Below are 3,389 nucleotides of genomic sequence, written 5' to 3'. Positions count from 1 at the left end.
GGCTTCACCACAGCCCGTTACCGGACTGAATGCAAGGTTCAGTTCTGAGGTGGTGGCTAACCGTTCCTCAGGTTGGACTTTCACCAAACTGGATAGCATGGTCTTTCTCGGCGCACCTTAGTATGTTTTCTTTCGATTGAACGGCTTTGCCGTTCCTTTGCGTTAGCAATGTGAAAGAAAATATGTGTGAAAGAAAGTGCATAAATTCACTTCAATAAGCTGAAGAAGTCTTCCCTACTCATCCCCGCTTGCTTGAGAATGTTAAGCAGAGTCCCTCGCTTCACTTCTGATGTATTGGGGACCACTACCAGATAGGTCTTGGTATCGTTCCGCTTGTAGAGTGATATATGACTTCCTTTCTGCCTGACGACCCTAAAATCTGCTTTTTCGAGCGCTTTGATAATCTCCGTAGCCGAGAGAAGAGGCAATTTCATTCTACACACGCTTGGAGGGGCGTAGTGACGTATTCACCGAGCACAATCGATTCTTCCTGCTCCATCGTCTCAATGCCCGCTTCTTCTAATATCTCATCCAAAATGCCGAGATCCTTCGCAGATTCGAGATATAACTCAACTGCCTCCACAATGTTCCGCTTCGCCTCCTCGATTGTTTCACCCTGACTCGCAACACCAAACTCAGGACACACTACCGAATAGCCTCCTTCCCGCTCCGCTCTTATCAGTGCAGCAAAAATAATCTTCATCACTACTTGTTAGTAACCATTCTATTTAACTGTCCCGAGCTACGGGAATTCGTTCGAAAGATGTTCGGACCGAGTTCCGCACTCCCCCGCATTCCCCCAAAAAATCTTTCTTAGTTCAGTTTCTTTCGATGAAAGAAAGTGAAACCTTTTCTCTGTGGGGCATCCACTCCCCACTCCACACCCGCCCCACGTCCCCGAGAAGAAAACCCTGAAAGGGTTTATAGAAAAGCTTTAGCAAAAGAAATTTGAATAAGGGGCTCTTCTAGCTTCAGTAAGTAAGTAAGTTAGAGGTTAGAGGTTCGCAGCCCCTTCTTCTCTAGGAGTTCGTAGGCTTCCCACGTGGTTATGCCGAGCTGCTCCGCGAGATAGCCCAAACTGCATACGCCCCGCGTGAATTCCTCATACAGCTCCAAGAGCTTCTGCTCGAACCCTCGCTCGAGAAACTCGCGCACGAGCGTTGAGTCAAGCACCTTCATCCCACCATACTTAGCTCTTATCAGGTCTCGCACCGCCTTCAGCTCAGCCATCTCCTCGCTCCCATTTCTAATATCTTTATCGTATGGTATATAAAACCTTCGGGATACCGTGACTCTACTGCTCTTACTATCCCGCTCGCCACCTCACGAGTCAGCATATCCCTTTCGACCAATGTGACAATAAGATCCAGAAAGAGCGGGGTGTTGAGTTCCATTCTCTTCATTACAATATATGCGAGCCTATCGTCAGTGACAATGAAATCCACGTCCTCGTTCATTTCAATAGCGAGCGCAATAGATTCCTTCTCACCCTTACCCAATTTATAGCGATTCAGTATATCGTACTCCCTAAATCGCACTCCCCTCACCTCAATTGTTCCAGCTTCTATCAACTCTCTTGCAACCAGCGCATCTGGATACCTATCGCTAGAACTCACCACTTCCTCATGGACTGCACTGGAGATAATAAGGTTACTGGTATCCGTAATCAATTTGATAACTGGGACGCCTCGCACTGAAAATTTACACGCGGTAATCAGAACATTAGTGTCAACTATAAATTTAGACATAACAACCTCCTTATAACGAAAATCCTACAGTTCATACTTCTTTTCTCTGTGCTGGGCAACGGTACGGGCGTATGCATGATTCTTCTATCTTTTCCACGGGTATATAAAACGTGCGGCTGCATATATGATGTTCCTCTCCGATTCATTTCAAGGTTCTTGTAACTTCAGGTAAACAGTTAATAATACTCCTCGTTACCCATCTCCACCCAACTCCTTCGTAGGCGGTCCTCACCATCGCCGCTAAGAGCACGAGCAGCACACCCACAAATAGCACCTCGGTATTCGCTATGCCGTGCCAATCGTAGCTGTATTCGAAGAATCCGATACCAAACCTTTCCATAGATAGCGGCCAAAAGAACGGATATGAGGGATTGGCGATTAATGCATCCTCAAACAGGTGCGCCCCAAACCCGATACCGGCAAACAAGCACGAATCTTTCAACTTTATACCCAGCGGATGCAACAGCAAAGCTACGGAAACCGCGAACAGCAGCAGAAATAGTATGTTATGGAAATCGCCGTGTCGTATCGGTTCCCCGTACAGCAGTACCGTTACCCCGATCTTCTTCAGCACCGCATCCGCAGCGATGTCCATATCCGGCACGTACGCGCTCGCCACAATGATCCACGCGTAATCGCGACCCGTGAACTTAAAATACACCATGCCCACGAAGATTGCGATCGCCAGCGAGTAAATCCAGTGTTCGAAAAACATCTTGCACGTACCTACATACTATCGATACCTATCCTTCGGTGCAGTTAAATTTTCTGCCTTATACACGTTGATCGCCCTCTTCTTCGTCCAACTCGGCCTTCGGGGGTGCCAGCGGAAGGAGGCACGACTGAAGATGTAGCCGAAAAAGAAATGGTTATAAGAAGCAGGGGGTCAGATCGCACGCAGTTCGACCCCACCTTAAACGCCCTCGCAATTTCCTTCTTCTTGTAGTAATGAGACCCCGCTTGGTTCGCGATGCCCTGAACGCAGCGCTCCGGAAACTCAGCTTCCCCTGGCTCACGCCACACCATAATTCGTCGAGCAGGGAAACCGGATACTTCCAAAAAACCATCAAAGACAGCGATCTTTACGAGATGTACAAGCGCAACCAGCTCGCGCATAATATCGTCTATGCGGTCGCGCACGACGCGCTTGCCGGCGAGTTCACGGTTTGCCACGGCCCGCCGCCCGCCCCGTGCCGCGCGCGTGCTCGCAACGCAGCCCGCCGATGAATGCGATGCGCGGCTTCTGTTCCGGTATGGATCATCACGCACGCGATGTTGCGCGACGCTCGTTGGTTGCAAGCTGTCTGCCTGTGCAATAGTGCGAGCCGGGCGCGCTCACGATCCCTGAGCAGACGCTGGTAGGGCGCATCACCGGCGGCACGGTCGCTGCGCTCACGCCCACGCAGGTGCGGACACTTCTGGAAATTCTCTTGCCCGATACCGGCGAGCTCTATACGACTGATCACGGTGTGAAGTGGACGGACCTCGGGGCGATCTCCGCTGCTGAGGCTGCAGTCATGATCGCATTCGGCAATGGCATCGCGATCCTTGCGGATATGGGCACGAACGTCTATCGCACGACCGATTACGGCGCCACGTGGACGGATCTCGGCGCGGTCCTGAATGCAGCTGCAAGCGGCG

The 3,389-nt window shown here is 50.6% G+C and carries 7 protein-coding genes; 2 read left to right on the top strand and 5 right to left on the bottom strand.

Annotated elements, in window-relative coordinates:
- Nucleotides 1-206 precede the first annotated feature (206 nt).
- The 5 genes from ENN68_04165 to ENN68_04145 form a co-directional block, all read right to left on the bottom strand.
- A complete protein-coding gene (locus ENN68_04165; GenBank protein ID HDS45277.1) occupies nucleotides 207-434 on the bottom strand; it encodes a type II toxin-antitoxin system HicA family toxin in 228 nt (75 codons plus the stop codon).
- Entirely contained in the window at nucleotides 431-703 is a 273-nt protein-coding gene (locus ENN68_04160) for a type II toxin-antitoxin system HicB family antitoxin (GenBank protein HDS45276.1), read from the bottom strand. The genes ENN68_04165 and ENN68_04160 overlap by 4 nt, the downstream gene beginning before the upstream one ends.
- A gap of 284 nt (nucleotides 704-987) precedes the next feature.
- Nucleotides 988-1,230: a hypothetical protein gene (locus tag ENN68_04155; GenBank protein HDS45275.1), complete on the bottom strand. Its 243-nt coding sequence runs from the start codon at nucleotides 1,228-1,230 to the stop codon at nucleotides 988-990.
- Entirely contained in the window at nucleotides 1,218-1,748 is a 531-nt protein-coding gene (locus tag ENN68_04150; GenBank protein ID HDS45274.1) for a hypothetical protein, read from the bottom strand. The genes ENN68_04155 and ENN68_04150 overlap by 13 nt, the downstream gene beginning before the upstream one ends.
- Nucleotides 1,749-1,890: 142 nt before the next feature.
- On the bottom strand, nucleotides 1,891-2,463 hold the full coding sequence (locus ENN68_04145) for a metal-dependent hydrolase (GenBank protein HDS45273.1): 573 nt from the start codon (nucleotides 2,461-2,463) through the stop codon (nucleotides 1,891-1,893).
- Between the two features lie 233 nt (nucleotides 2,464-2,696).
- Between ENN68_04145 and ENN68_04140 the strand changes: the two genes are divergently transcribed.
- Both ENN68_04140 and ENN68_04135 read left to right on the top strand, forming a co-directional pair.
- The gene (locus ENN68_04140) at nucleotides 2,697-2,975 is read left to right on the top strand and encodes a hypothetical protein (GenBank protein ID HDS45272.1); all 279 of its coding nucleotides are present in this window, start codon (nucleotides 2,697-2,699) and stop codon (nucleotides 2,973-2,975) included.
- Nucleotides 2,976-3,178: 203 nt separating this feature from the next.
- On the top strand, nucleotides 3,179-3,389 hold a 211-nt coding region (locus ENN68_04135), incomplete at its 3' end, for a hypothetical protein (GenBank protein HDS45271.1).

Source organism: Methanomicrobia archaeon, assembly GCA_011049045.1.
Taxonomy (GTDB): Archaea; Halobacteriota; Syntropharchaeia; order Alkanophagales; family Methanospirareceae; genus JACGMN01.
This window is presented reverse-complemented; position numbering and strand designations above follow the sequence as displayed.

Bases quoted from the DNA above. Each gene is read 5' to 3' on its own strand.
- ENN68_04155 (HDS45275.1), bottom strand. From the start codon at position 1,230: ATGGCTGAGCTGAAGGCGGTGCGAGACCTGATAAGAGCTAAGTATGGT.
- ENN68_04145 (HDS45273.1), bottom strand. From the start codon at position 2,463: ATGTTTTTCGAACACTGGATTTACTCGCTGGCGATCGCAATCTTCGTG.
- ENN68_04150 (HDS45274.1), bottom strand. From the start codon at position 1,748: ATGTCTAAATTTATAGTTGACACTAATGTTCTGATTACCGCGTGTAAA.
- ENN68_04160 (HDS45276.1), bottom strand. From the start codon at position 703: ATGAAGATTATTTTTGCTGCACTGATAAGAGCGGAGCGGGAAGGAGGC.
- ENN68_04140 (HDS45272.1), top strand. From the start codon at position 2,697: ATGAGACCCCGCTTGGTTCGCGATGCCCTGAACGCAGCGCTCCGGAAA.
- ENN68_04165 (HDS45277.1), bottom strand. From the start codon at position 434: ATGAAATTGCCTCTTCTCTCGGCTACGGAGATTATCAAAGCGCTCGAA.